The 24,596-nt window shown below is 63.6% G+C and carries 22 protein-coding genes and 1 tRNA gene; 17 read left to right on the top strand and 6 right to left on the bottom strand.

The genetic code is table 11. The features are described 5' to 3' along the window. Positions 1-89: 89 nt before the first annotated feature. Complete coding sequence (locus K5658_RS19070; RefSeq protein ID WP_221064656.1) at positions 90-1,544, top strand: alkaline phosphatase PhoX; 1,455 nt, start codon at positions 90-92, stop codon at positions 1,542-1,544. An 82-nt stretch (positions 1,545-1,626) separates the two neighbouring features. On the opposite strand, the gene K5658_RS23700 is transcribed toward K5658_RS19070, so the two are convergent. Next, positions 1,627-3,558: a serine/threonine-protein kinase gene (locus K5658_RS23700; protein WP_246628503.1), complete on the bottom strand. Its 1,932-nt coding sequence runs from the start codon at positions 3,556-3,558 to the stop codon at positions 1,627-1,629. Positions 3,559-3,923: 365 nt separating this feature from the next. On the opposite strand from K5658_RS23700, the gene K5658_RS19060 reads away from it, so the two are divergent. From K5658_RS19060 to K5658_RS19040, 5 genes are all read left to right on the top strand, one after another. Beyond that, entirely contained in the window at positions 3,924-4,253 is a 330-nt protein-coding gene (locus K5658_RS19060; protein WP_221064655.1) for a hypothetical protein, read from the top strand. A 102-nt stretch (positions 4,254-4,355) separates the two neighbouring features. Further along, positions 4,356-5,408 (top strand): AAA family ATPase, encoded by a 1,053-nt coding sequence (locus K5658_RS19055; protein ID WP_221064654.1) that lies wholly within the window; start codon positions 4,356-4,358, stop codon positions 5,406-5,408. Further along, positions 5,405-6,253: a DUF58 domain-containing protein gene (locus K5658_RS24015; protein ID WP_221064653.1), complete on the top strand. Its 849-nt coding sequence runs from the start codon at positions 5,405-5,407 to the stop codon at positions 6,251-6,253. Before K5658_RS19055 ends, K5658_RS24015 begins: the two co-directional genes overlap by 4 nt. A gap of 100 nt (positions 6,254-6,353) precedes the next feature. Continuing rightward, positions 6,354-9,056 carry a CARDB domain-containing protein gene (locus tag K5658_RS19045; protein ID WP_221064652.1) on the top strand — a complete coding sequence of 901 codons (2,703 nt, stop codon included), beginning with the start codon at positions 6,354-6,356 and terminating at the stop codon, positions 9,054-9,056. A gap of 24 nt (positions 9,057-9,080) precedes the next feature. Beyond that, positions 9,081-9,377 (top strand): putative hemolysin, encoded by a 297-nt coding sequence (locus K5658_RS19040; protein WP_221064651.1) that lies wholly within the window; start codon positions 9,081-9,083, stop codon positions 9,375-9,377. 9 nt (positions 9,378-9,386) lie between these two features. Here the strand turns inward: K5658_RS19040 and K5658_RS19035 are convergent, their stop codons facing one another. Next, positions 9,387-10,601, bottom strand: coding sequence for an MBL fold metallo-hydrolase (locus K5658_RS19035; protein WP_221064650.1), 1,215 nt, complete (start codon positions 10,599-10,601; stop codon positions 9,387-9,389). A gap of 205 nt (positions 10,602-10,806) precedes the next feature. Here K5658_RS19035 and K5658_RS19030 point away from each other — a divergent pair, with 205 nt between their 5' ends. Next, positions 10,807-11,649, top strand: a complete 843-nt coding sequence (locus tag K5658_RS19030) for a RibD family protein (RefSeq protein ID WP_221064649.1) — start codon at positions 10,807-10,809, stop codon at positions 11,647-11,649. Between the two features lie 6 nt (positions 11,650-11,655). Here the strand turns inward: K5658_RS19030 and folK are convergent, their stop codons facing one another. After that, entirely contained in the window at positions 11,656-12,156 is a 501-nt protein-coding gene (folK, locus tag K5658_RS19025) for a 2-amino-4-hydroxy-6-hydroxymethyldihydropteridine diphosphokinase (protein WP_221064648.1), read from the bottom strand. Then, positions 12,149-12,511 (bottom strand): dihydroneopterin aldolase, encoded by a 363-nt coding sequence (gene folB, locus K5658_RS19020; RefSeq protein ID WP_221064647.1) that lies wholly within the window; start codon positions 12,509-12,511, stop codon positions 12,149-12,151. Before folB ends, folK begins: the two co-directional genes overlap by 8 nt. Positions 12,512-12,588: 77 nt before the next feature. Here folB and plsY point away from each other — a divergent pair, with 77 nt between their 5' ends. Next, a complete protein-coding gene (plsY, locus tag K5658_RS19015) occupies positions 12,589-13,182 on the top strand; it encodes a glycerol-3-phosphate 1-O-acyltransferase PlsY (protein ID WP_221064646.1) in 594 nt (197 codons plus the stop codon). Positions 13,183-13,722: 540 nt separating this feature from the next. On the opposite strand, the gene tsaD is transcribed toward plsY, so the two are convergent. Then, on the bottom strand, positions 13,723-14,736 hold the full coding sequence (gene tsaD, locus K5658_RS19010) for a tRNA (adenosine(37)-N6)-threonylcarbamoyltransferase complex transferase subunit TsaD (protein ID WP_221064645.1): 1,014 nt from the start codon (positions 14,734-14,736) through the stop codon (positions 13,723-13,725). Between the two features lie 102 nt (positions 14,737-14,838). Between tsaD and rpsU the strand changes: the two genes are divergently transcribed. The 9 genes from rpsU (at position 14,839) to K5658_RS18965 (ending at position 23,175) form a co-directional block, all read left to right on the top strand. After that, complete coding sequence (gene rpsU / locus K5658_RS19005; RefSeq protein ID WP_085215695.1) at positions 14,839-15,072, top strand: 30S ribosomal protein S21; 234 nt, start codon at positions 14,839-14,841, stop codon at positions 15,070-15,072. A 16-nt stretch (positions 15,073-15,088) separates the two neighbouring features. Further along, a complete protein-coding gene (locus K5658_RS19000) occupies positions 15,089-15,538 on the top strand; it encodes a GatB/YqeY domain-containing protein (RefSeq protein WP_221064644.1) in 450 nt (149 codons plus the stop codon). A gap of 39 nt (positions 15,539-15,577) precedes the next feature. Beyond that, positions 15,578-17,314, top strand: coding sequence for a DNA primase (gene dnaG / locus K5658_RS18995; protein WP_221064643.1), 1,737 nt, complete (start codon positions 15,578-15,580; stop codon positions 17,312-17,314). Between the two features lie 94 nt (positions 17,315-17,408). Next, positions 17,409-19,223, top strand: coding sequence for an RNA polymerase sigma factor RpoD (rpoD, locus tag K5658_RS18990; RefSeq protein ID WP_221064642.1), 1,815 nt, complete (start codon positions 17,409-17,411; stop codon positions 19,221-19,223). A 17-nt stretch (positions 19,224-19,240) separates the two neighbouring features. Beyond that, positions 19,241-19,317: transfer RNA gene (locus K5658_RS18985), tRNA-Ile, on the top strand. Positions 19,318-19,434: 117 nt separating this feature from the next. Continuing rightward, complete coding sequence (locus K5658_RS18980; protein ID WP_221064641.1) at positions 19,435-19,590, top strand: hypothetical protein; 156 nt, start codon at positions 19,435-19,437, stop codon at positions 19,588-19,590. A 296-nt stretch (positions 19,591-19,886) separates the two neighbouring features. Then, complete coding sequence (locus K5658_RS18975) at positions 19,887-20,303, top strand: hypothetical protein (protein WP_221064640.1); 417 nt, start codon at positions 19,887-19,889, stop codon at positions 20,301-20,303. Positions 20,304-20,427: 124 nt separating this feature from the next. Further along, positions 20,428-22,317 carry a HAMP domain-containing methyl-accepting chemotaxis protein gene (locus K5658_RS18970; protein ID WP_221064639.1) on the top strand — a complete coding sequence of 630 codons (1,890 nt, stop codon included), beginning with the start codon at positions 20,428-20,430 and terminating at the stop codon, positions 22,315-22,317. A gap of 84 nt (positions 22,318-22,401) precedes the next feature. Beyond that, entirely contained in the window at positions 22,402-23,175 is a 774-nt protein-coding gene (locus tag K5658_RS18965; RefSeq protein ID WP_221064638.1) for a DUF3313 family protein, read from the top strand. A gap of 17 nt (positions 23,176-23,192) precedes the next feature. On the opposite strand, the gene K5658_RS18960 is transcribed toward K5658_RS18965, so the two are convergent. Next, complete coding sequence (locus K5658_RS18960) at positions 23,193-24,503, bottom strand: diguanylate cyclase (RefSeq protein WP_221064637.1); 1,311 nt, start codon at positions 24,501-24,503, stop codon at positions 23,193-23,195. Positions 24,504-24,596 lie beyond the last annotated feature (93 nt).

Raw genomic sequence — 24,596 nt, 5'->3', positions numbered from 1 at the left:
TAAAGACAGGGCAATAGCATAGGCCGGACCTTCCCTACGGAGGGCGCTCCTTCTAGTCCGTTAATTTTTGAAAGAATAAAGGCTGCCTCATGAAAGCTATCACCATTCGCGTGGCCATCGCCGCCGCGCTGGCCTCGGGCGTCGCGTTCCCCAACCTGGCCTCCGCCTTCGACTTCGGCAAATACGTCGAGACCCAGATGGCCAACCGTGCGCCGGCCCTGTTCGGCGTCAACGCGCCGCTGGCGTCCACCGCTCCGGTCACACCTGGCACGGGCTACCGCAATCCAGGCCAGTCCGCCGCCGACCAGATCGCCGCGGCCGATGGCCTGACCGTCGAATACGTCACCCGCAACGCCGCCAACCACACCGATATGATGGCGTTCTGGCCGAACGACAAAGCCCCGAGCCATCTCATCACCTGTGTCGAGAGCGATGCCGAAACCCTGCCCAATGGCAAGATGAATCCGTCCGTGCAACGCATCAACCTGATCACCGGCCAGGTCGATACCCTGCTGCGCGGCATGGATGGCTGCGACGGTATCCGCCGCACCCCGTGGGGCACCATCCTCGCCACCGAGGAAACCGACGATGGCGGCGCCTACGAAATCATCAAGCCGCTGGCCACGACCGAAAACACCGTGACCAACCGCGCCGCCGGCACCATCTCCGGCCCGACCGCCGGCAATATCGTCAAACGCACCGCCCTGCCGACCATGGCCTGGGAAGGCCTGGCCGTGCTGCCGACCGGCGTGATCATCGCGGGCGACGAACTGCGTCCGGGCACCGCCGCTCCCGATGTCGATGGCGGCGCGATCTTCAAGTTCATCCCCACCGCCCCGCGTGGCGTGGCCGGCAACATCGCCGACCTGAACGATTCCCCGCTGGTCGATGGCAAGGTCTACGCCATGCAGATTTCCTGCACCACCGGGACGCAGTTCGGCCAGGGCTGCGAAATCGGCAACGCCGGCTGGATCGAGGTCGCCGCCGCCAATGCCCGCGGCGAAGCCGATACCAAGGGGGCCACCGGCTATTACCGTCCCGAAGACCTGCACCAGGACATCCGTTACAGCAATCCCAGCGTGCCCACCGCGGTCCGGGTTTGTTGGACCGATACCGGCAACGAAGGCGGCAAGAACTACGCCGAGGTCGTTTGCGCCGTGGACAGCAACCCGCTCAACACCGCGGGCCGCACCACCGTCGTCAACCGCTTCGTCGAGGGCGACACCGATTTCAATTCCTTCGACAATCTGGACTTCCAGCCGCGCACCGGCAACCTATACGTGGTGGAAGACCATGACAACGGCGATATCTTCGCCTGTTTGCCGGACGGTGCCGACCGCGACATCAAGACCGATGGTTGCGCTAGAATCCTGTCCGTGAAGGACACCAAGGCCGAACCCACCGGTTTCATCTTCATCGGCGACGGCTCCACCGCGTTCGTGTCCATCCAGCACTCGGACGACACCAATATGCCGGCATACGATGGTTTCGGGACCGACGACCTGATCAAAATCACCGGCTTCAAGGTTCCGGGCTTGAAGTAAACCAAAAGCCGCGTCCGGCCTGTCCCGCCCCCCATCCGGGCGGGGGCCGGAACGCCGCCCGGTACGGTCTCCAAGCGGACCCTCACCGCTCCAATTTCTTCCGCAAAGCCACCAACCCCGGATGGTCCGGCACCGCTTCCAAACCATCCACCACCTTCTTCAAGCTCTCGGCGCTATTGCCCTGCTCGAACGCCTGCCACGCCGCTTGTTCCTGGGCGTCGGCGATCTTCCGCAAGCCCTTGATGGCGTCGCCGTTGTAGGGGTCGATCTTCAACACCTCCTGATAGGCCCAGAGGGCATTGCTCCCGGTCGGCGCGGTCAGATAGCCGACCTCGTAATGGATGGCGGCCAATTCCAGCAGGTCGGCGATTTGCTTGCGCTGGTCCTCGCTGAGCTGGACCGCCACCTTGGGCGCTTCCTTGGGCGCGAACAGGCCGAAATAAACACTGGCCCCGCTGCTGCCCGCCGCCACCAAGGCCAGCGCCCACAGGGCGTAGAACGCGGGTGTATGCACCTGCAAATCCTTGGCGAACTCGGCGGCGGAAGCCACCCGGTCTTCCCGCTTCAAGGCGATGGCCCGCTGCAAGCCGCGCCATTGCTTGCGGTTCAGCCCCGGCACCGGCTTGGCCTGTATGTTCAATTCCAAGGCCTTGTCGGCGGCCAGCTTCCCATACGGGTGCTTGCCGGTCAGCAGTTCGTAGGCCACGCAGCCCAGGGCATATAGATCGTCGCGGGGGTCGGGGTCTTGGCGCTGGATCATCTCCAGGCTGGCGTAGGCCGGGGTCAGCGCCCCCAGGTCGCGGGCGTTGAAGATGGTGGCGTCCGCGCCCGCCTTCTCCGCCCGGCCCGCCGCGCAGGCGATGCCGAAATCCAACACCCGCACCTCGCCATGGCTGTCCAGGAACACATTGCCCGGTTTGAAATCGGAATGCACCACGTCCTTGCTATGGGCGTATCCCAGGGCGTCGGCCATGGCCCGGATCAGCGGCCAAGCCTTTTTGAACGGCATCCCGCCGGGCGCTTCCCGGATTATCTGGTTGAGCGGACGGCCCGCGAGGTATTCCATCGACATGAAGACATGGCTGCCGTCGCGGTCGAAGTCGAACACATTGATGATGTTGGGATGGGATAGCGTCTGCGCCCGCTTGGTCTCGCGCTGCAAGGCGATCAAGGCGATGGGGTTGTCGCGGAATTCGGGGTTCAGCACCTTGAGCGCCACATAGGGTTCGCGGTCGCGGGCTTCGCTCTTGCGCATATCCAGCGCCTTGAACACCGTGCCCATGCCGCCGCCGCCGATCACTTCTTCCAACACGAAGCGCTCTTTCAGCATCATGCCGATTTGCAGGGGGCGGTCGGCGCGGGGCGTGGGGTGGGGTTGGGCGCGGGTGGCGGCCTGGGTGCCGTAGGTGGCTTCGGTGCGGTGCTTGGGGGGTTCCGGCGGCGGGGTGGGACTGGTGGGGTTGCCCGCCACCGCCGTGGCGTCGTCGGGACGCCCCACCGCCAGCGTGGCCTCGGCCAGGGGCAGCGCCCAGGTCGGATCGTCGCCCGCGGGGCCGGGCGCGATCCGGGTGCCGTCCGCCTCGACGCAGGCCAGGGTGGGCGCGTCGTCCAGGCGGGGGCCGACCACCACGGTCGCTTCGGCGGCGGCGACCCGCAGGGTCGCATCGGCGTTCCCCGGAGCGCCGCCGACCAGGGTCGGTGCATCGCCCGCCGGACCACCGACCACCAGGGTGGCTTCGGCCAAGCCCAGCGCGAAAGTGCGGTCCGCGTCCAGCGCATCGCCCACCACCACCGTCGGTGCCGCCGGGTCCGCGCCGCCGCGCACCCAGGGCTCCAAGGCGAAATAGGCGGATGCCGCCAAGCGCCCCGCCGAATATTCGGCATGCAGCCGGTCGGCCAGCGCGCTCCGGGCTTCCGCCCCGCGCTCCGCGTAAAGGCCCAAGGCCCGCCGCAAACCGTCGAGATCGAGCGTGCCCTGTCGGTATTGTTCGAGTATGTGTTGAAGGTCGGTCATGGGAGGAGGGGGTGTTGGGTGTTGGGCGACACGGCGGACCCAGGCCGGTTGGGGTCCGGGGAGACGGCCATTTTAGGTCAAAATCCCCAGGGTTCCGCCGTCCCGGCCCAGGGTCGGCGTCCAGGTCCGGCAACACCCCGGCTCCCGCATCGCTCATCGCGGGAAACGGTCTTTTCCCAAGGGCCTCCGGGCATCCGGGGACATGCCTTGTGCTAGAATGCCCCGGTTTTGAATAGCCCCAATCCAGGAAGCCGGGAACGCCACGGCTTTTTGTTTTTCCGGGGGACAGGTTTCCGCCCGCCGCTGGCCGCTATTCCAGAATTCCCGATTCCATCGCATTGAACCCATAAGAGGAAAATCTATCCATGAAAACAGAAGCGATTCTGGCGAAGGTCTTCAAGTTCATCGTTTTCGTGATGTTCACCTTCATGATGCTGGTCTATTTCGGCGTGTTGCTGGTCCTGCCCTTGGATGTCATGTTCCAGATCATCCACCTGTTCCAGGGGCTGGGCCTGCCGGTGGGGGTCGCCGGGGGGATCGGCATCGCGGCCCTGGGCTATCTGGTGTACAGCATCTATAAGTTCACCAAGCTGCACCAATTGCTGCTCGATATCGGCTTGCAATTGATCTACTTCGGCCAGGACCAAGTCAAGCGCTTCGACGATCTGATTCCCAGCCCGGCCTCCAAAGCCTGAAGCCCGCCTTCCGGCCCGGACCCCGCGAAACCCCGCTGATGCGGGGTTTTTGTTGTTGGGCGCTAAACTATCCGCTCCGACCGCCACCCGCCGATAGCCTCCATGCCAGCCGCCGAACCGAATCCGAACCACGCTTTCGACAAAGACCGCCTGCTCGCCGAATGGCGCGACCGCGCCCTGGAGTTCGAGCGCGAAATCCATAAGGCCGTGGTGGGACTCGACCACGCCGTGCGCCAGATCACCGTCGCGGTCTTCGCCCGCGGCCATGTGATGCTGGAGGGCGATGTCGGGGTGGGGAAGACCACCTTGCTGCGGGCGGTGGCGCGGGGCTTGGGCGGGGCTTACGAGCGCATCGAGGGCACCATCGACCTGATGCCCGGCGATCTGGTCTACCACACCTATATCGACGAGCAGGGCAAGCCCAGGGTCGATCCCGGACCCATCCTCAAGCACGGCGAAAACCTGTCCGTGTTCTTCTTCAACGAGGTCAACCGCGCCCGGCCCCAGGTGCATTCGCTGTTGCTCAGGGTGATGGCGGAGCGCAGCGTCACCGCCTTCAACCGCGAGCAGGTGTTTCCCTATCTCCAGGTGTTCGCCGACCGCAACCGGGTGGAGAAGGAGGAAACCTTCGAGATGCCCTCGGCGGCCCGCGACCGCTTCATGATGGAGCTGCATATCGAGACGCCGGACGATCCCGATCTGCGGCTGGCCCTGATGTTCGAGCCGCGGTTCCACGATGTGGACCGGCTGATCGAGAACGTCCGGCCCGGCGTCCTGGCTCACCGCGAGATTCCCGATATCGCCCGCGCCATCCAGAACGGCATCCAGGCCAGCCCGACCTTGCAACGCTACGCGCTCGATCTCTGGCAGGCCACCCGCAAGCCCCAGGATTACGGGGTGAAACTGGACGGCGTGCATATGGAGCAGTTGATCCTGGCTGGGGCCAGTCCCCGCGGCATGAGTATGATGATGCGGGCGGCGCGGGTGGCGGCTTGGCTGGACGGGCGCGATTATCTGCTGCCGGAGGATATACAGCGGGTGTTCGTCGAGACCACGGCGCACCGGGTGTTCCTCACCCCGGTCTACGAATTGCGCCGCGAAGCCGTGATCGGCGCGTTGATGGCGGGCATCCTGGGGCGGGTGGCCGCGCCGTGATCCCGGAATTCCATTATGCCGTCGGTTGGCGCACGGCAGGCTTGCATCCGGGCGGCCATGTCGGCGCCCGTTTCGGCGGCGGCCACGAATTCGCGGGCCATGCGCCGTTCCTGGCCCATCCCGATCCGCGCCATCTCGATTTCCGCGCCAGCCTGCACGATCCGTTCGGGCAATTATTGACCCGTACCTTCCGCCAGCGCTGTTCCATTCCGGTTTATGTGCTGGCCGATCTTTCCGCCTCGATGGGCTTCCGGGGCAGCGCCGCCAAGCTCGACCTGCTCGCCCGGTTCGCCGCCGCCTGCGCCTATTCCGCCTACCGGAGCGGCGATGGGTTCGGGTTTATCGGCTGCGACGAGCATATCCGCTGGGAACTGTGCCTGCCTTGCCGTTTCCACAAGGGCGCGGGACCGGAACTCGAAGCCCGGCTGAAGGATTTCACGCCGACGGGCCGTTCCGCCGGGGGATTGTTGGAAGCCGCGCCACATCTGGGCCGGCGGCGGGCGCTGGTGTTCCTGGTGTCGGATTTCCATTTCCCGCTGGCTTGGGCCGAAGGGCTGCTGGATGCGCTGGTGCGGCACGATGTGGTGCCGGTGGTGGTGTGGGATAGCGCCGAATACCAGCGGCTGCCACAATTCGGGTTGGTGGCTATCGGAGACCCGGAAACCGGGGCGCGGCGGCGTTTGTTCATGCGTCCGGCGCTCCGGGAGCGGTTCCGGGCCGCGTTCGCCGCCCGCCGCGAGGCTTTGATCCGCTTGTGCGCCCACCGGGGGCGCGAGCCGTTTTTCCTGGCCGACCGCTTCGACGCCGACGCCATGACGCGCTATTTTGTTTCCGGGGCCGCTTGAGTTTCCATCGCCGCTGTGTTCCGGGCTACGGGTTCCGTTGCCAAGCCCCGCCACCAGCCTGGGTCCCCCAGGCCCGGCCTTCACCGCCAAGGAGGATAGGATGAACCGACCGATGAATCCACGCTTGCTGCTGGCCCTGTTGACCCTGCCCTGGCTGCCCGGCGGGGCCGGGGCCGCGGGCACCGACCTCGCCTTGACCCTGGACGCCATCCCCAATCCGGTCGCGGTGGGCGAGAACCTGACCTATGCGCTGACCGTCGCCAATCCCGGTCCCAAGGCCGCGCTGGGCGTGGTGCTGACCGATACCCTGCCCGCCGGGGCGGTGTTCAAATCGGCTTCGCCCGGTTGCCGTTTCGCCAGCCCCAAGGCCCGCCGCCAAAACCGCATCACTTGCAAGCTCAAGCGGCTGCGGCCCGGTGCCAGCGCGTCCTGGTCGATCCTGGTGACGCCGCGGGCCGAGGGCGGGCTGGACAGTAGCGCCAGCGTGAAATCGGCCAAGCGCGATCCCAACCCCGCCAACAACAGCGCCAATGCCAGCGTCGTCGTGGCCACCGCCAACCGCGCCCCCACCGCCCACGCCCTGGGCCAGACCGCCGACCCGGCGCTGCCCTATCTGCAAGTGCAACTCTCGGGCAGCGATCCCGACAACGACACCCTGAGCTATGAACTGACCGCCCCCGCCCAGGGCACCGGCTATACCAGCGCCTATGTCGATTCCAAGAGCGGGCTGCTCTATGTCGCCTTCGCCGCCGGGTTCCAGGGTACCCTCGCACTGTCCTACCGGGTCAGCGATGGCCGGTTGTTCAGCCCCGAGGCCGAGGTGCAAATCCAGGTCCAGCCCGACAACGGCGACAAGGGCACCGGCGGGCAGACCATCGACGGCAAGACCTATTCCGGCTACGGCCGTTCCCAGCTTTCGGGCGACCTGCTGGGTTCCGCCGGGGCCGCGCCCACCGAACCGCCTTCGGTGGACCTCAGCCCCAGCTTCCCGGTGCCCGGCGACCAGGGCCAGCAGGGCAGTTGCGTGGCCTGGGCCGTGGCCTATGCCTTGAAGAGCTATCAGGAAGAGGTGGAATTGGGCTGGTCGCTCGATACGGTCGCGCATTTGTTCAGCCCGGCCTATCTCTACAACCAGATCAACGGTGGCGAGGACAACGGCTCGCAGATTTACGATGCGCTGGATGTGGTGATCGGCCAGGGACCGGCGGCGGGCAAGGGCGCGGCCACGCTGGCCACCATGCCTTATTCGGACCGGGATTATTGGACTCAGCCCGATCTGGCGGCCATCGAGGAAGGGGCCAAATTCAAAGGGCTGGACTACAAGCGGGTGGAAGACCTGCAAGGCTTGAAAGCCGCGCTGGCCCAGCGCCGCCCGGTGGTGTTGGGGATCAAGGTCTACGACCAGTTCTACCACCTGCAAGGGACGGATTCGGTCTACAACTCCGACGCCGGCAGCAACAACGGGCCGCATGGCCTGCACGCCGTGACCGCCGTGGGTTACGACAACAACCGCTATGGCGGGGCCATCAAGGTCATCAATTCCTGGGGCACGGGCTGGGGTGATAAAGGCTTTTTCTGGATGCCCTACGACTTCATCCGCGACAAGGGCATCATCTTCCAGATGTGGGTGATGGACGACGCGCCCGACGGCGATATTACCCCGACGCCCGATCCGGTGCCGCCCCCGCCCGCCAGCGAACTGGCCGATTTGCAGATCAATAGCTGGGATGTGCGGGTGACGGGCTATACCCTGGGCGGCAGCGGGGAGTTGGAATGGGAAGTCTCGAACGGCGGCCAGGCCACGGTGGCGGAAGGCGCGGCCAATGTCAGCCTGATGTTGTCCAAGGACCGCGTCATCAACGCCAGCGATCTTTATCTGGTCTACGAGCCCATCCCCTTCGACCTCAAAACCGGCGAAAGCGCCTATCGCAATATCGCCGAGGGCAATGGCATCGAATTCCAGTTCCCCACCGGTATCGAGCCCGGCGATTATTACCTGGCCCTGCTGTTGGACGATCTCAACGATATCCCGGAGTCGAACGAGTCCAATAATGTGTCCATCAGCGAACAATCCATCCCCCTGACCAATAGCCTGTCCGATCTTTATATCGGTAATTGGTATACCTATTGGGATAGCACCGGGGAGGGCTATTTGAGCTACGATATCTATAACTACGGTGCCCAGGCCGCGCCGGGCGGTTGGACGGTCAAGCTGGAGTTGATCGATTTTTCCGGGAATTATTGGGTGGTGGCGAACGATACGATTAGCCAGGGCTTGGCCCCGAACCAGGCTGTTTCCCGCGATGATTTTTCCAATCCGCCGCCCTTGCCGTTCAATGTGAACTACGACGAGGATTCCAACAAGATTCCGGTGGGGATTTATTACGTGGCCTTGTCAGTGGACGAGGAAAACATGGTACAGGAATCGGACGAGGATAATTTTTCCTATTATTGGGATTATGCCTATCTGCCCACCGATTGGTTCGCCAGCGCGAAACCGGCAACCCAGGCGCAGGCCGCCAGCGGTGCCCTGTCCGCCACTGCGTCCACGGGGACGGCCACCCAGGCTTTCCAGAATGGGCAAGCCGCCTATAACGGCAAGCGGCTACCGGGCCAGGTCGCGCAGCTACGCAAGGTGCGTATCGGCCAGACCTTGGGCGGGCAGCGGACCATGGAATTCATCGACGAGGGCTTGAACGTCGGCACCGCGTCCGCTTCCAAGGCCGAACACACCTACACCAAACGGATACGGGGCGCCAACGCGGCCATTTTCCCGATCACCCAAGCCAAACCCATGCCCTAGGCGTGGGCCATCGAGGAGGTTCCTATGCGACGGGGAATAAGATGGGGCGCGATGCTGGCCTTGCTGCTGAGCGCCTGTGGTCCGGCGGTTTCCCAGGAGCCGCCCGCGATGGCGCGGCTGCCCAATCCCGCCGATGTCAAATGCGCCGCCGACGGCTGGCGTACCGAGCCTGTCCTGACCAATGGCGTCCCGACCGGCACGATTTGCATCGAACCGGACAGCGGACGGCGTTGCGAGGCCTGGGCTTATTTCCGGGGCGAGTGTCCGGCGGCGGCGGAGCGGTCCCCGCCCGCGACGCCGGAGCCGGTCCGCGGGCATTAGCGCCAAGCTTCAGGCCAAGCGGTCGATCCGCAGGCTATCGCCTTCGCCCGCGATGCGGCAGCGGGTTGCGGAACCCAGGCCGTGTAGATGCCCCTCGGCCAGCGCCAGTTTCCGCTCGATATCGGCGTCGCTGTGGTCGGGGTCGTGGTGGAACAGGTAGAAATAGCGGGCATCGGCCTCGTGGGCCAAGCGGCTGGCCTGCCCGATGCTGGAATGGCCCCAGTTCACCCGCTTGGGATATTCGTCGTCGAAATAGGTGCAATCGTGGATCAGCACATCGACGCCCTCCAGGAAGCCGATCAATTCCCGTAGCGAGGCGTCGTCCGGGCCGCGCGTGCCCAATTCGTTATCGGTCACATAGGCGACCGAACGGCCTTGGTAATCGACCCGGTAGGCGAGGCAATACCCCGGATGGCATAGGCGCTTGGCCTCGACCCGCACCCCGTCGAAGCGATGCACGCCTTCCCACAGGTCCAGGTATTCCACCTCGGCCTGGAACGCCCCGACCGTGATCGGGAAGAAAATCCCGTCCATCTGGTCGTCGATCAAATTCCGCAGCTTGCGCTCGCCCTGGGGCGGCCCGTGCAGGACGATATGGTTGCCGGGGAAATACAGCGGTTGGAAAAACGGCAGGCTGTTGAAATGGTCCCAATGCGGGTGGGAAATGAAAATCCGCCCATCGAAGCGGCCCCCGCCGGTCTGCATCAGGTGGTTGGACAGCAGGCGTAATCCCGTGCCGGCGTCGAATACGAAGCGGCGGTGCCCGCCGATGCGGAGTCCGACGCAGGAGGTGTTGCCGCCATATTTCAGGGTCTTGGGGCCGGGGATGGGCAGGGTGCCGCGCACCCCCCAGAAGGTCAGCTCGAAACGCCCGTGTTGGTGGAATGCCTCGGCCAGTTGCTCAGGCGTACAGGGCTTCGGCAGGCATTCGTCGGCCCCGAGGGCGTAGGCCGCGGCGCGGGTCGCGGGGGAGCGCGACAGCAGGAACAAGCGGGTCGCGTCGAGTTCCGGGCAGCGCCGGATCGCGGCCAGCAACTCCAGCCCTTCGGATTCCGGCGCGTCGCCGTCCAAGGCCAAACCGGCGGGGTGGGCGGCGAGTATCGATTCCAGGAGAGGGGTGCCGGGGGTCCGGTCCAGCAATGTGAAGCCGGGGGGATGGGGTGGGTTCCAGTCCGGGCAGGCTGCGAGCAGGTGCAAGGGTTCGGGCGGGTCCGCCAATGACATGGGCTAATCCGGGGCGTTCGTGGGAAGATTGGGATTCCATGCCCGCTGGTGCCTGTCCGCTCGGCGGTTTCCCCGGACCGAAGCCGTCCGGGGGCGGTAGAATGATAGCCTCAAGATGAGCATCGAGTTTTGCGAGAAGTCCGGTTTTATCAAGCGGCCCTTGAAGAAAAGGGATATCGGACCGCGCCGGCCCGGAGATTTCCCCATGCCCCCGTTTCCCCAACTGCTAGGCCTTTTCCCGCCGCGTTCCGCCACCGTCGGCTTGGAAGGGCTTTATCTCGGTCTCGGCCTGCACCGGCTGGGCAGCCCGGCGGCTCCTTTCGTCTACGCCAATTTCGTCAGCAGCCTGGATGGCCGCATCGCCCTGGAGGACGCCGGGGGCAAGACCTATCTGCCCAAACGCCTGACCTCGCCCAACGATTTCCGGCTGTTCCTGGAATTGCACGCCCAGGCCGATTGCCTCGTCACCCATGGCGGCTATCTGCGGGCGCTGGCGGCGGGGAGGCTCGGGAATATCCTGCAAGTCGGGGCGCACGAAGCCGGGCACGATCTGCCCGCTTGGCGCGAGGCCCAGGGCTTGCCGCCGCAGCCCGCCGTGGTGGTCGCCAGCGCCAGCCTGGATTTCCCGCTGCCGCCATCGCTCCGCGCCCACGGCCAGACTTGTTATATCGCCACCGGCGCCAAGGCCGACCCGGCCAAGGTCGCGTACTGGCGGGACCAAGGCTACGAAGTGCTGGTCGCGGGTCCGGGGAAGGCGGTGGCAGGCGGTGCCCTGACCCGCCAATTGGGCGGTCTGGGCTATCGCACCCCGTATCTCGTCGCCGGGCCGCGGATGCTGGAAACCATGGTGCGGGATGGTTGCCTGTCGCGCCTGTTCCTCACCACCACCCATCAACTGCTGGGCGGGCTGGGTTTCCATGGCTTGTTGCCGGGGCCGGAATTGGGGGAGGCTGGGCGGCTCAGGCTGATATCTTTGTACTACGACGCCGAAATGCCCGCTGACGCGGGCCAGTGTTTCGCGCAGTTCGCGCCCGGCGCGATCCTATAAAACCCGCTATTCCCCCCGTCCCCATGGGGTCGGCAACCGCGTCCGGGCCAGCCCGGCCTTGTCGAACGCCGCCCACAACTCGGCATAGCGGCGGCCATCGACCGGATGCCGGTGGTCCGGGGCGATTTCCGCCAAGGGTTCCAGCACGAAGGCATGGCGCAGGATATCCCCGCGGGGCAGCTTCAACTTGCCTTCTTCCATCACCACATCGCCGTAGAGCAGCAAATCGATATCCAGGGTCGGCGGCACGGGCGGGTCGGTTTGTCGGACCCGGCCCTGCCGGTCTTCGATGGTTTTGAGCAAGGGGAGGAGCGCGGCGGGGGGCAGCGCGGTCTCGCAAGCGACCACGAGGTTATGGAAGGCCGGTCCCGCGAAACCGACCGCCGCCGTTTCGTAGAGGCTGGACACCTTCAAGGGACCGAATAGCCGCGCCAATTCGGCCAGCGCGGCGGGGAGGTGGCGTTCCCGGTCGCGGGCGCTGCCCAGCCCTAGGAAAACCTCAGGCATGTCCCGGCTTGCGTCCGCGCTCGATCACGAGGCCCACGTCGCAGCCCTGGATCGCGCCTTGCTTATTCAAGGTCAGCCGCAGCCAGGGCACGCCGAATTCCTCGATCACGATCCCGGCGATGCGCTCGGCCAGGGTTTCGACCAGGAGGAAGCCGCTCGTTTCGACGAAGCTTATCAGCCGCCGCGACACCGCCTTGTAATCGACGGTATGGGCGATATCGTCGGACGCGGCGGCGGGCCGGATATCCGTGGCCATTTCCAGGTCCAGGATCACGGCCTGCTTGGTTTTGCGCTCCCAATCGTAGAGGCCGATCACCGTCTCGATCCGCAAACCCCGGAGAAATATAATGTCCATCGCCAATCCGTCCTGTGTTGAGTGTGCGGAATTGGTAGCATAAAAAGATCGAATTTTACAACCGGGGTGGTGCTGCGATGTTGGAATGGCTTTTGATTCCTTTGGCCTATGGGTTGGGTTCCTTGTCCAGCGCGGTGCTGGTCAGCCGCCTGTTCGATCTGCCCGACCCCCGCGAGGAGGGCTCCAAGAATCCCGGCGCGACCAATGTGCTGCGCCTCGGCGGCAAGAAGGCCGCCATCATCACCCTGCTGGGCGATGCGCTGAAAGGCTTGATCCCGGTGTTGATCGCCAAGGCTGTGGGCGTGGAACCCATGGTTTTGGGCTGCGTGGGCTTGGCCGCGTTCATCGGCCATTTGTTCCCGGTGTTCTTCGGCTTCAAGGGCGGGAAGGGCGTCGCCACGGCCTTGGGGATTCTGAGCGGGTTCGCTTGGGGGGTCGGCGCGGCGGCGCTGGCGACCTGGATCGGCGTGGCCTTCGCCTTCCGCTATTCCTCGCTGTCGGCCTTGGTGGCGGCGGCTTTGGCCCCGGTCTATGTCTGGCTGTGGGCGGGGCAGTCGCCCGCGCTGACCGCCGTCGCCGTGGTGATGAGCGCCCTGCTGTTCTGGCGGCATAAAGGCAATATCGAACGCTTGCTCAAGGGCGAGGAGAGCAAGATCGGCAAGAAAGGGTAGAAGCAGTGAATACCCACGGTCCTTGGTCCACGGAAGACTTTGACCATATGTCGTGGCACGATGTCCATATCCATGGGTTTAGGTTCGAATTATTCGACCAAGGGAATGGCGTTGCCGATCTGGTTTTGGATATCGATTACATGCTTGAGTGGCACCAATCGAGCAACGAGTGTTTATTCACAGTCTCTCAAGCGGTGCTGCGCTTTCACCAAGTCTTTGGATTTCAATTCAATCTCGATTACAAATCGCCAACGGCTGGCATGTGCCCGTTTTCTATAAATGGCATCCAGAGGGAAGCGCTGCATTCTTCCACGGGTTTCGAGTCCTATCGGTGGAGCCTTCCAATCAATTGGCCGCAGGGCTGCCTGCAATTCGAGTCCCCCGGCTTCACGCAAACACTGGTAGGTGTTCCCCGCGTACAACGACAGCAAGCGCTGGACCCTAAATCGCGTCAGAGTCCACCAATTACCAAACGATAAGGGGTTCAAAGTCACGGCCCTATTGGGCCTTTCCGTCCAACCCGGATAAAACCTGGATGAACTACGGCGGCGTCAGTTCGGTCAACGGCCAACGCGGCTGAGCCCGGATTTCCGGCGGTTCCACATGGCCCGCCAACAAGCGCTGGCAACCCGCATAGGCGATCATCGCCCCGTTATCCCCACAAAAAGCGAGGCGCGGGAAATACACCCGATAACCTTCCTTCCGCGCCATTTCATCCAGCTTTTCCCGCATCAAACGGTTGGCGCTGACCCCGCCCGCCACCACCAAGCGCTTCAACCCGGTTTCCCGCAAGGCCCGCCGCGATTTGATCAACAAAGTATCCACCACCGCCGCCTGGAACGCCGCCGCGATATCGGCCTTGTCCTGGCGGGTGCCTTCAGTCGTGGCGAGCGTGGTCAAGGTGTGGGTCTTGAGCCCGCTGAAGCTGAAATCCAAGCCGGGCCGGTCGGTCATCGGCCGCGGGAAATCGAAGCGGTCCGCCCGGCCTTCATCGGCCAGCTTGGCGATTTCCGGGCCACCCGGATACCCAAGGCCCAGCATCTTGGCGGTCTTGTCGAAAGCCTCCCCGGCGGCGTCGTCCAACGATTCGCCCAGGATGCGATAGCCGCCTATGCCTTCCACTTCCACCAACTGGGTATGTCCGCCCGACACCAACAGCGCGATGAACGGGAATTCCGGCGCGTCGGTTTCCAATAACGGCGCGAGCAAATGGCCTTCCATGTGGTGGACGCCGACGCAAGGGATATTCAGGGTCCAGGCCAAACTCCGGGCCACGGCGGCCCCCACCAGCAAAGCGCCCACCAACCCCGGCCCCCGCGTATAGGCGATGCCGCCCAAATCCCGCTGAGTCAGCCCCGCCTCGCCCAAGACCCGGCGGATCAAGGGAATCAGCTTCTTGACGTGGTCGCGGGAGGCCAATTCAGGCACCACGCCGCCATATTCCGCATGGGTCTTCACTTGGCTATAGAGCGCGTGGGCGAGCAAGCCCCGTTGCGGGTGGTAGACCGCGACGCCGGTTTCGTCGCAGGAGGTTTCGATGCCGAGTACGAACATTGCTTTTTGCCTTCGTGAGCCGAGAGCGTATAATTATCCCCTTTTAATTCGGGGCCGGGATATCCGGTTGTCAATTTCCAGCTAACACCCTTGGGGAGCTACATGCCTTCGATCAAGATCAGAGAAAACGAACCGTTCGAAATCGCCATCCGCCGTTTCAAACGGGCCTGCGAAAAAGCCGGCGTCCTGTCGGAAGTCCGTCGCCGCGAGTTCTACGAGAAGCCCACCGAAGAGCGTAAGCGCAAAGCCGCCGCCGCCGTCAAGCGCCACCTGAAAAAGCTCTCCCGCGAACGCTTCGCCCTGCAGAACCTCCGCAAAGGCCGTCCGCAAGTCTGATCCTGGATTCCCCGCCATGAGTTCCCTGAAAGAAAGCCTGCAAGCCGACATGAAGGCCGCCATGAAAGGTGGCGACAAGGATCGCCTGGGCGTGATCCGTTTGATCATGGCGGCGATCAAGCAGCGCGAAGTGGACGAGCGCATCAGCCTGGACGATGCCCAGGTCGTCGCCCTGCTCGACAAGATGGTCAAGCAACGGCGCGAATCCATCGCCCAATACCAAGCGGGTGGCCGCGAGGATTTGGCGGCGATTGAAAGCGCCGAGATCGCGGTGATCCAAACCTATCTCCCAGAAGCCCTCACCGAAACCGAGATCGACGCCCTGATCCAGGCCGCGCTGGCCGCAACCGGAGCCACTGGCGTCGGCGGCATGGGCAAGGTGATGGCCGCGCTCAAACCCCAGATGCAGGGCCGGGCCGATATGACCGTGGTCAGCGCCAGGGTCAAAAGCCTGCTCGGTGCCTGACTGCCACGGGGCACCGCGCCTCCCGCCGGATCATGAACGATGGCCGGCAAGATTCCCGAACACTTCATCCAAGAAGTCCTCGCCCGCGTCGATCTGGTCGAACTGATCGACGCTCGGGTTCCCCTCAAGCGCTCGGGCGGCAACTTCATGGCCCGCTGCCCCTTCCACAACGAAAAATCCCCCAGCTTCTCGGTCAGCCGCGACAAGCAGTTCTATCACTGCTTCGGCTGCGGGGCCAGCGGCAACGCCATCGGCTTCCTGATGGAATACGACCGCCTGAGCTTCCGCGAAGCCATGGAAACCCTGGCCGATACGGCCGGACTCAAAATCCCGGAAGAACCGCGCCCCGGTAAACCCGACGCGCCGGGCCCGGAACGGACCACCGATCTATACGCCGTGCTGGACTGGGCCGCCCGCTTCTACCAAACCCAGCTCAAAACCCATCCCGAAGCCGCCCGCGCCGTCGAATACCTGAAAGGCCGCGGCGTCACCGGCGAAATCGCCCAGCGCTACCGCCTCGGCTACGCCCCGCCGGGCTACCGCGTCCTGCCCCAGGATTTCCCGCCGGAAACGCTCAAGGCGGCGGGCCTCGTCACGGTCAAGGAGGGCGGTGCCGCCTACGATTGGTTCCGCGACCGCGTGGTCTTTCCCATCCGCGACCGCCGCGGGCGGGTGGTGGGTTTCGGCGGGCGGGTACTGGGCGACGGGGTGCCCAAATACTTGAATTCCCCCGAAACCGCCACATTTAAGAAAAGCCACGAAGTCTATGGACTCTATGAACTGCTGAACGCGGTCAGGAAGCCGGAATTCATCCTGGTGGTCGAGGGCTATATGGACGTGATCGCGCTGGCCCAATTCGGCATCCCCAACGCCGTCGCCACCCTCGGCACCGCCACTTCCGGCGACCATATCAACCTCTTATTCCGCTACGCCGGCGAACTGGTGTTTTGCTTCGACGGCGACACGGCGGGGCGCAACGCGGCCTGGAAAGCCCTGGAAGCCAGCCTGCCGCATTTGCGCGACGGGCGGCAACTGCGCTTCCTGGCCTTGCCGGAACAACACGACCCCGATTCGCTGGTGCGGGCGGAGGGCACCGAGGCTTTCCTGGCGCGGATCAAGAATGCCAAGCCATTCTCGCATTATTTCTTCGAGCGCTTGACCCAAGGGCTGAACCTCACGGCCATGGCGGGCAATACCGGGGACCAGGCGGGCCTCGTCAACCAGGCCAAGCCCTTGATCAAGCAAATGCCCCCCGGCGAATTGCGCGAAATGATGCGGAAACGGCTGATGGAACTGGTCGGCCAGACGCCGTTAGAATCGCCCCGTAATTCGGCTAAGCTTGTCGGAACCCGGCGCGGCGGCGGCAAGCGCGGCCAACCTTCCTTGTTAAGGCTGTGTTTGGCTTTGCTCCTGCAAAATCCGCGGCTCGCCGCCACCATCGCCGCACCAACCCGCCAGCACCTGATCCAAACCGGGAAAGGAGGCCAGCTCGCCGCCCGGATCCTCGGCCTGCTGGACCAACACCCCGGCCTCACGCCGGGCGCGATCCTGGAGTATTTCCGGGAATCCCAGGAGGCCAAGACCGTCGCGGCGCTGCTGGGACTGGATACCTTGGTGCCGCCCGAAAAAATACAAGAAGTCTTCGCCGATACCCTCGCGGGACTGGAAAGACAATTCAAAGCCCAGCGGCTGGACGAACTGAAAAGCAAGCCCTTGACGGCCCTCGGCCCCAAGGAGCGGGAAGAGTTATTAACCTTGTTGGGGGAAATCAAATAACGGGAGGCCATCGATAGGTTTGTGCGACTTAGTGATTAATGGGGAATTTGGGTATAGGAAAGTCTCACCATAAATAGCCGAGCGGGTTGGGTTGATGAGTCTGGAACAGCAACAATCTCAGATCAAAGAATTGATCGCCAAGGGCAAGATGCAGGGTTATCTCACCTTTTCCGAGGTGAACGACCACTTGCCGGGCGATCTGGTCGATCCCGAGCAGATGGAAGATATCATCTGCATGATCAACGACATGGGCATCGAGGTCCACGAAGACGTGCCCGATGCCGAACTGATCGCCGACAGTGCGGTCATCAGCGAGGACGACGAGGAGGAGGCGGCGGAAGTCGCGGCGACCCTGGCCTCGTCGGTGGACGCCGAACTCGGGCGCACCACCGACCCGGTGCGGATGTACATGCGCGAAATGGGCACGGTCGAACTCCTGACCCGCGAGGGCGAATTGAGCATCGCCAAGCGCATCGAGGAGGGCATCAACCTCGCCGCCCACGAACTGGTGCGGTTCCCGGCGGCGATGGAGCGCTTCCTAGCCGCGTTCGAGACCGTCGAAGCCGGCGAAATCCGCCTGTCCGACCTGATTTCCGATTTCTTCGATCCCGCCGCCGCCGGCGAACCGCCCTTGGAGGAGGACGCCGATACCGAAGCCGATCCCGGCATCCTCGCCGACGACGACGCCGAGACCGGACCCGACCCCGAGTTGGTGAAGCAAAAGCTGGAGCAATTCGCCAAGCGCCATAAAGCCGCCCTCGCCGCCCATCAAAAATACGGCCCGCACCACGACAAGACCCAGAAGGCGTGCGACGCCCTGGCCGAGAGCTTCATGGAGTTCAAGAAGACCCCGCAGTTCTTCAAGGAATTGACCGATGTCCTGCACGGCGCTTTCGACAAGGTCCGGGGGCAGGAACGCATCATCCAGGATTGTTGCGTGCAGAAGGCGCGGATGCCCAGGCCGGAATTCCTCGCCAGCTTCGTCGGCCACGAGACCGACCCCGAATGGGTCCGGCGCTGGCTGGATTCCGGCAAGCCCTATGCAGCCGCCCTGGCCCATTACGCCGGCGACATCGAGGCGGCGCAGGCCCGTCTGGTCGACATCGAGCGGGAATACCGGCTGTCGATCCGCGATATCCGCGAAATCAACCAGCGCGTCGCCGCCGGCGAAACCCAGGCCCGCATCGCCAAGAAGGAAATGATCGAGGCCAATCTGCGGCTGGTGATTTCCATCGCCAAGAAATACACCAACCGCGGCCTGCAATTCCTGGACTTGATCCAGGAGGGCAATATCGGCCTGATGAAGGCGGTGGACAAGTTCGAGTATCGCCGGGGCTATAAATTCTCGACCTACGCCACCTGGTGGATCCGGCAGGCCATCACCCGCTCCATCGCCGACCAGGCCCGCACCATCCGTATCCCGGTCCACATGATCGAGACCATCAACAAGCTGAACCGGATTTCCCGGCAGATGTTGCAGGAGATGGGGCGCGAGCCTTCGCCGGAGGAACTGGCGTCCAAGATGGACATGCCGGAGGACAAGGTCCGCAAGGTGATGAAGATCGCCAAGGAACCGATTTCCATGGAAACCCCCATCGGCGACGACGAGGATTCGCATCTGGGGGATTTCATCGAGGATTCGCGGGTGTTGTCGCCGGTCGATCACGCCACGGTGGCGGGCCTTAGGGAAACCACCCAGCAGGTATTGGCCGGGCTGACCGCCCGCGAGGCCAAGGTGCTCAGGATGCGCTTCGGCATCGATATGAATACCGACCATACCCTGGAGGAGGTCGGCAAGCAGTTCGATGTGACCCGCGAGCGCATCCGCCAGATCGAGGCCAAGGCTTTGCGCAAGCTCAGGCATCCTTCGCGCTCGGAGCAGCTTCGCAGTTTCCTCGATATGGATTAGAATACGCGCTTCATTCAGGGCCCTTAGCTCAGTTGGTTAGAGCAGGGGACTCATAATCCCTTGGTCCAAGGTTCAAGTCCTTGAGGGCCCACCAATAAAATCAAAGGCTTAGGCGCATCGCCTAAGCCTTTTTTATTTGCCTCGCGCCCAAATCGTGCCCAAGACGTTTTCGGACGATGAACAGGGAGTGCCCTATGACGGTATAGGGAAATTGCGAGACCGGATCAAGGCCATCGTGGACCAGATACAAGATGAGCGAAGGTTGCGGGTCATGGTGGCGAATGCCGAAGAAGCCAAGTACGGTGCCGAGATGGAGCGCCGCCTGGAAGAGTTAGAGCTATCGAAACGGGACAATCAGGCCGGTTAAATTTCGGGCGTCTAAGCCCGGTCCATTAGGCGTTCGCCTTGTGCCAAAAACCGCGCATATTCGGCGCGCTCCAAACGCCAATTCCCTAGCCGACTCCTGGGCCAGACGCTTGGAGTCTTGTGGGAAATCCAGGTTTCACGAAGGAGTATCGGGGCACCGCGCGGGCCGGGTTGATCTTTTAGGAAAATCTTCTATACCTCTTCCATGCCCCCTGGAAATACCATGGGGTTTTTTCTCATGGATACATATGTCTATGGGGAATGCCGTATATTTGTATGTGATTGGAGGATAGCGGTATGGAAAATAAAGCAACAAGATTCGCCATGGCGATAGCGTCGGTAGCTGCTTTGATATGGGTATTCGACGCTTCTGCGGAGACCTTGCTAAAACCAAGATACAACTTATCGGGCCAATGGCAGGAGAATGGCGATCCCAGTCAATCGATCAATTATTTCCAAGAAGGGACGCAACTCACCTTTATCAACATCGCCCATGGCTTTGCCCATTACTTCGTGGGCAGATATATCGCCCCCACCAAAATCGAAGGGGTCCAGCACCGGGTGAATATGGGAAGCGGATGTTCCACGGAAATACTGACGATCATCACCGCCACCAGCGCCTCCACCGTCGAGGTATCGATGAAAGGTTTGGATTCGAACTGCGACTTGGCGAAAGGTTGGTCCGCCGTGGGTGGCAGCGTCAGGGTCCAGTGATTCGATGGGTTTGGCCCCAATGGTTTTTTATACGCTTTCGCCTCGAATCCATCCGCAACGGCGATAAGCGCCAGCGCGGCCCATTGCGTCGGCTGAGGGTTGCCGTTTTTCCAGGATATTGAACATGACGATCCATAAGAAAATGTTGTTGCTGATCATCTTCAACTTGTTGGGTTTGATCGGCCTGGCGGCCTTGTCGAACTACCAAATCCAACAGGTATTCGCTGCGGCCAATTATGCCAATGTCAATAGCGTGCCTTCCTTGGTCGCGGTGAATTCGATCATCAAAAGATTTGGCGTGGTTAGGATTCGCCTGTTCCGGCACGTACTCAACGAGGACCGCAGCAAGCAGGAGCGGTTGGATCAGGAGTTGAAGAGCGCCAAGAGCGACTTGGCGGCGGCCTTCAGGGCGTACGAACCGCTGGTCTCGGACGACGAGGACCGCCGCCTGTACAAGGCCAACTTGGCGCAATGGAACCAATACGAGGCCGGGCTTGCCACGGTGCTGGCGCTCTCCCAGGGCATGGACAAAAAGCAGGCGCGGGAAGCCCTGGATCGCTTGACCGATCCTGCCCGGAGCCTGCAAAACAGTATTGAGGACCATGCCAAGTACAATGCCGACCTGGCGGGAAAAGCCGCCGCCGACGCCGTGCAAATCCAAGCGGCCGCCGTGTGGCAAAGTTGGGGCGGGACGCTGTTCACGGCGTTCCTGGTCGCCGGGGTCGGCTATTACATCGTCCTGACCATCGTGCGCCAATTGGGCGGCGAGCCAGCAACGGCCACCGCCATCGCCAACCGCATCGCCGATGGCGACCTGTCCATGCCCATTACCTTGAAGACCGGCGATACCGGCAGCCTGATGGCCGCCATGGCGCATATGTCCACCAATATCAAGGCCCTGGTCGATGACGCGCTGATGTTGTCCCAGGCCGGCATGGAGGGCCAGCTCGCCATCCGTGCGGACGCCTCCAGGCACCGTGGCGACTATCGCGGGATCGTCGAGGGCGTGAACGCCACCCTCGACGCCGTGGTCGGGCCGGTGGAGCGCATCCGCGAGGCCATGGGCCGCGTGGCCGGGGGCGACCTGACCGCCACCGTCGACGGGGATTGCCGGGGCACTTTCCTGGATTTGCAGGAGACGATCAACGCCAGCCTGCGCAAGCTGGCGGAAACCCTATCCGAAGTCGGCAACCTGGTGGGCACCTTGTCCTGCGCGTCCGAGCAATTGCGGGATACCTCCCAATCCCTGTCCCAGGCCGCTTCCCAGCAGGCCACCAGCGTCGAGGAGACCTCCTCCTCCACCGAGCAGATGGCGGCCTCCATTAACCAGAACAAGGACAATGCCAAGATCACCGACAACATCGCCGAGAAATCCTCCCGCGAGGCGGTGGAAGGCGGCGAAGCCGTCGCCCGGACCGTCCAGGCCATGAAGCAGATCGCCGGCAAGATCGGCATCGTCGACGATATCGCCTATCAGACCAACCTGCTCGCCCTGAACGCCGCCATCGAGGCGGCGCGGGCCGGCGAGCATGGCAAGGGGTTCGCGGTGGTGGCCGCCGAGGTGCGGAAGCTGGCCGAGCGTTCCCAGATCGCCGCCCAGGAGATCGGCGAACTGGCCGCATCCAGTGTCGGCATGGCGGAGCGGGCCGGGACGCTGTTGGGCGAGATCGTGCCCTCGATCAAGAGGACCGCCGGCCTGGTGCAGGAAATCGCGGCCGCCTCCGAGGAACAGGCGTCCGGTGCCAAGCAGATCGCGGAAGCCATGAACCAACTGAGCCGGACCACCCAGCAGAATGCCTCGGCCTCCGAGGAACTGTCCGCCACGGCGGAGGAGATGAGCGGGCAGGCCATGGAATTGCAGCGGACCCTGGGCTTCTTCAAAACCTCGGCAGCCGAGGACAAGCACCCCGCGGTTCCGCGCCACACGGCAAGGCTGGAGCCTTTCCATCCCCAGGTCCGGCTTCGGGACGGCGCGGACAGGGAGTGCAACGAACGGGGCTTCTCCCGCTTTTGAGCCGGGACCGGTGGGGACGAGGCCGGGGGATCGCGTAAGCTATGGGATTCATCCATCCACCCGTCCCGCGAGGAATCCCCATCCATGAAGAATCCCGTCCGCTTCCCCGGCCTGTCCGTCCTGTGCATCGCCCTCGCCGCCTGTTCCAGCGTCCGCGACGGGGCCAACGCGGTCAAGGCCCAGGCCGTCGCGCCCGCTCCCGACCAGGGCTTCATCTGGCAGCCGGAGCAAGCCTCCCATCGTAACGATTTGCCGTTCCAGAAGGTTTGGATCAAGCCCGGCTTCGACAAGGGCGGCTATGGCGAACTGGTGGTCGCGCCGGTCAACACCCAGTACATGATGGAGATGGATTGGTTGCACAAGGCTAGTTCGGCCAGTTGGATCGGCGATGTGAAGAAGGATATCGCCGAACTCGCCGTGTATTTCCATGACCGCTTGGTGAAGGCGTTCAAGGACGACCCCAACCACCGTTTCATGGTCCTGGAAAATCCCGCCGACCATCGGCGCCCGGCCCTGCGGCTGGAGTTGGCCCTGATCGAGATCGACCCCTCGACCCCCGTCCTGCACGCGCTGTCCTGGGCCGGGCCGATCGGCACGGGTTCGGCCATGGGCGCGGTGAACCAGCGCCGGGCGGCGTTCGAGGGCCGCCTGCGCGATTTGCAGACCGGCGAGGTGGTCGCGACCTTCGCCGACCGCGACATGGCCGATGTCGGGCCCTTGGACCTGACCCGGCTCACTTGGTACGGCCCGGCCAAGGGCATCATGGACCGCTGGGCGCGGCAGTTCGTGCAGATCGCCAACAAGAAGCCCGGCGAGGCCGTCACCGATCCCGTCCCGTATACCTTGAGGCCGTTCTAGGCGGGCGGCGGGCTTGCTCAGTCCCCCAGCATCGCCCGGTTCCGTCCCGCGTGCTTGGCCTCGTAGAGCGCGGCGTCGGCGCGTTCCAGGAGGGTGCCGACGCCCGTATCCCCCGCGGAGAGGCTCGCCACCCCGATGGAGGCCGTGACGTTGATCGGGGGCTTGTTGTCCAGCGCCACCTGCGTGCCGGCGATCACCCGGCATACCCGCTTCGCGATTTGGAGCGCCCTCGGGCCAGCGGTTTCCGGGAGCAGGGCGGCGAATTCCTCCCCCCCGAGCCGGCCCAGCGTGTCCACGTTGCGCAGGCTCTCGCGGCAGGCCTGCGCCGCCTTCCGCAGGACGGCGTCGCCCGCGGGGTGTCCATGGGTGTCGTTGATTTGCTTGAAGTGGTCCAGGTCGAGCATCAGCATCGACAAGTTTTTCCCCTGGTAGCGCCGGGCGCGCTCGAATTCCAGCTCCGCCAATTCCAGGAAGCGCCGCCGGTTGTTCATCCCCGTCAGCGGATCGACATGCGCCATGTGTTCCAGCCGCCATTCGAGCGCCTTGCGATCGGTGATATCGCGGCCTTCGGGGATCAGCAGGCTGATCTTGCCATCCCCGTCCAGGATCGGCTTGAGGGAGAAGTCCACATAATGGATCCGCCCCTCGGCGCTCATGTGGGTGGCCTCGAAACGGACGAACTCGCCGGCCCCCGCTTTCGCCACCGCCTCCCGCAGCTTCGCCTGGAGTTCCTTCGAATGCGTCCACCAGGGCGTTTCCCAGAAGGGCTTGCCGATGACGTCGGATTCCCAAAGCCCCGCGAATTCGAGCGCCGTGCGGTTGGCGTCGACCAGCGTCCCGTCCGGCGTCATCAGGCCGATGAACTGGAAGGTCTGGTCGAATATGGCGCGGAATTTCCGCTCGCTTTCCAGGAGCGCCTGCTCGGTGCGCTTGCGTTCGGAGATATCCTGGATTTGCGAGATGAAATAGAGGGGCGCGCCGTTGGCATCGCGCAGCAGGGAGGCGGTGAGCAAGACCCAGAGGGTCCAGCCGCCCTTGTGGATGTACCGCTTCTCCATCTGGTAGACATCGGTCTCGTTATCCAGGAGGCGCTGGATATTGGCGAGGTCGGAGGAGAGGTCGTCGGGGTGGGTGATGTCCTGGAAGGTGGTTTCCGCCAATTCTTCCGGGGTGTAGCCGACAAGCTTGCACAGGGCCAGGTTGACTTCGAGCCAACGCCCGTCCAAGGCCACGATGGCCATGCCGATGGGGGCGTGTTCGATGATTTTGCGGAAGCGTTCGGCGCTTTCGTAGGACTCGTCGTTGCTCAGGGATTTCAGAAAGGGCATGGCACGGAACAGCGTCGTCTAGGGATAAGCAGGGAAAGCCCCCCTGATTATGGCAGCCATCCACGGACCCGCACCCGCCAAAAGGGATGAGGG

The sequence above is a fragment of the Methylomagnum ishizawai genome (assembly GCF_019670005.1).
GTDB lineage: Bacteria > Pseudomonadota > Gammaproteobacteria > Methylococcales > Methylococcaceae > Methylomagnum > Methylomagnum ishizawai.
Note: the sequence above shows the minus strand (reverse complement) of the source record. Positions and strands in the feature narration are given on the sequence as shown.